This window comes from uncultured Aquincola sp. (assembly GCF_964001545.1).
In the GTDB taxonomy this organism is placed as follows: Bacteria; Pseudomonadota; Gammaproteobacteria; order Burkholderiales; family Burkholderiaceae_C; genus Aquincola.
Window position 1 is genome coordinate 1 of the sequence record NZ_CAXFDV010000357.1, and the last position, 2,558, is coordinate 2,558.

3 protein-coding genes are annotated in these 2,558 nt (G+C 71.9%); 2 read left to right on the plus strand and 1 reads right to left on the minus strand.

Annotated elements, in window-relative coordinates; all coding sequences use genetic code 11:
• Nucleotides 1–883: HAMP domain-containing sensor histidine kinase (locus tag ABNT58_RS12325; protein ID WP_348753770.1), on the plus strand; the 883-nt coding region annotated here is incomplete at its 5' end.
• Here ABNT58_RS12325 and ABNT58_RS12330 read toward each other — a convergent pair.
• Nucleotides 855–1,604: a GntR family transcriptional regulator gene (locus ABNT58_RS12330; protein WP_348753771.1), complete on the minus strand. Its 750-nt coding sequence runs from the start codon at nt 1,602–1,604 to the stop codon at nt 855–857. The genes ABNT58_RS12325 and ABNT58_RS12330 overlap by 29 nt on opposite strands.
• A 130-nt stretch (nt 1,605–1,734) precedes the next feature.
• Here ABNT58_RS12330 and ABNT58_RS12335 point away from each other — a divergent pair.
• Nucleotides 1,735–2,558, plus strand: an 824-nt coding sequence (locus tag ABNT58_RS12335) for a tripartite tricarboxylate transporter substrate binding protein (RefSeq protein WP_348753772.1), incomplete at its 3' end; no start/stop codon positions are given.

Consider the following 2,558-nt stretch of genomic DNA (forward strand, 5'->3'; position numbering starts at 1 on the left):
CCACCTGAGGCAGGCGCTGGACGACCGCACCGCTGCCCAGCAGGCGCTGCAGGACAGCCATGCCCAGCTCGACCTGCGGGTGCGTGAGCGCACGCAGGAGCTGGAGCTGCTGCTGCAGCACCAGGACAGCTTCAACCGCAGCGTGGCGCACGATTTGCGCGGCCCGCTGGGCTCCATCGCCGGTTATGCGCGGGTGCTGCAGGAAGCGCTGGACCGGCGCGAGCTGGACCTGGTGCGCAGCGGCCTGGCGCGCCTGGCCGACACCGCCGACCAGGTGGTGCGCTCGGTGCAGGCGCTGCTGCGCCTGGCGCGCGCCAGCGAAACCCGGCTGCAGCGGCAGCCGGTGGCGCTGCAGCCGCTGGCCCGCGCCGCGCTGGCCGAGGTGCTGCACACGCCCGGTCAGCGCGAAGACCCGCAGGCGGTGCTGCTGAAGCCGCTGCCGCAGGTGGTGGGCGATGGCGAGGTGCTGCGCCAGCTGTTCGTCAACCTGCTGGCCAATGCATTGAAGTTCAGCCGCGGGTCGGCACCGCCGCGGGTGGTGGTCGGCTGCCAGCAGGCCGAAGACGGCACCTGGGTGATGCACGTCAGCGACAACGGCGTGGGCTTTTCGATGGCCCATGCGCAGCGCCTGTTCGAGCCCTTCGTGCGCCTGCATGGCCGCCACTTCGAAGGCAGCGGCGTGGGCCTGTCGATCTGCCAGCGCATCGTGCAGCGGCATGGCGGCGATATCTGGGCCGAATCGCAGCCCGGCCGCGGCACGGTGTTCCGCTTCACCCTCGGGCAGCCGCGGCCACCGGCCGGCATGCCGCTGCACGACTGGTCGGGCGAGCCAGCGTGCCGGCCTGCACCCGCCTTCAGCGTGCCAGCCGCACCCGGTAGCTGAAGCCGTCGTGCCGGTACCAGCTGGTCTCCAGGTGCAGGGGCCGGCCGTCGCCGTCGTGCACCAGCCGCTCGACCTGCAGCACCGGTGCATGCTCGGCCAGGCCCAGGTGCTTGCGCTGCAGCCGGCCGGCGGGAGTGGCACTGATCTCCACCTCGGCATGGCCCACGGTCAGGCCGAAGTCGGCTTCGTACAGGTCCACCACGTCGCGGCGTCCGATGTCGGCCTTGCGCACGCGTGCGCCCAGCGGCGCGGCCATCAGCAGCCGGTTCAGCGACAGCGGTTGGCGGTCCACGTAGCGCAGGCTCAGCAGCTCGGTCACCGGCGTGCCGCTGTCCAGGCCCAGCCGGCGGGCCACGGCCGCGGTGGCCGGCGCATCGCTGCTGGCCACCACGCGGGCCTGCACTTCATGGCCTTCGCCGGTCAATGATTCGGACAGGCCACGCAGCCGGTCCAGCGACTGGCTGAGCCGCGGCGGCGCCACGAACGAGCCCTTGCCCTGCACCTTGGTGATCAGCCCTTCGGCATGCAGCGCGGCCAGCGCATGGCGCACCGTGATGCGGCTGACGCCGAAGCGGCCGATCAGCTCCGCCTCCGAAGGCAGCTGCGCCAGCGGCGCCAACCGGCCTTGCAGGATGTCGTCGCGCAGGTGGTTGCGCAGCCGCAGGTGCAGCGGCTCGGCACCGGCGGGCAGCGGGGCGGGGGCCGCTTCATGGGCCACCATGGTGCGCAGAACAGCGGATTTGCCTGGCACAGGCTTTGCTCGACTTGTCATGACTTGTTATATCAAGTTCAATACCGGCACTGTCCCGGTGCCTGGTTGCCCTTGTCGTCCTTGTCCGCTGGAGTCCGCCATGTCCCTTTCACCGATCCGCCGTCGTCTGCTGTCGGGCCTGCTGGCCCTGGCCGCCTGCCCCGCCGCCTTTGCGCAGGGCCCGGCCTATCCTAGCCGGCCCGTCACGGTCATCGTGCCGTTTGCGGCCGGCGGCAGCGTGGACGCGGCCGCCCGCCTGGTGCTGCAGCGCCTGGGCGAGCGCATGAAGCAGACCTTCGTGATCGAGAACGTGGCCGGCGCGGCCGGCACCATCGGCACGTTGCGCGCGGTGCGGGCGCCGGCCGATGGCTACACCCTGCTCTTTGCGGTGGCCAGCCCCATCACCGTGGCGCCGCTGGTCTCGCCTTCGCTGGTGAAGTACGACGCGCTGCGCGACCTGGCGCCGGTGGCGCAAGTGGCCACCTCGCCCTTCGTGCTGGTGGGCAGCCCGCGGCTGGCCGCCACCGGCACCGGCCCGCTGCTGGCCCTGGCCCGCCAGCAGGCCGGCAAGCTGAGCTACGGCACCGACGGCGTGGGCACCAGCATGCACGTCACGGTGTCGCTGATCGAGCAGCAGGCCGGCGTGGAGCTGATGCACGTGCCCTACCGCTCGGGCCCGCAGGTGCTCACCGAACTGGCCTCCGGCCTGATCGACCTGGCGGTGATGCCGGTGACGCTGGCGCAGCCCTTCATCAAGGACGGCAAGGTCAAGGCCTATGGCGTGACCTCGCGCCAACGCTGGGCCACGCTGCCCGAGGTGCCCGCGCTGGCCGAAACGCCCGAGCTGAAGAACGTGGCGGTGGACAGCTGGTACGGCCTCTTTGCGCCCGCCGCCACCGATGCGGCGCTGGTGGACCGCCTGGC

Coding starts and splice junctions, on each gene's coding strand:
- ABNT58_RS12330 (WP_348753771.1), bottom strand. CDS start 1,604: ATGGTGGCCCATGAAGCGGCCCCCGCCCCGCTGCCCGCCGGTGCCGAG.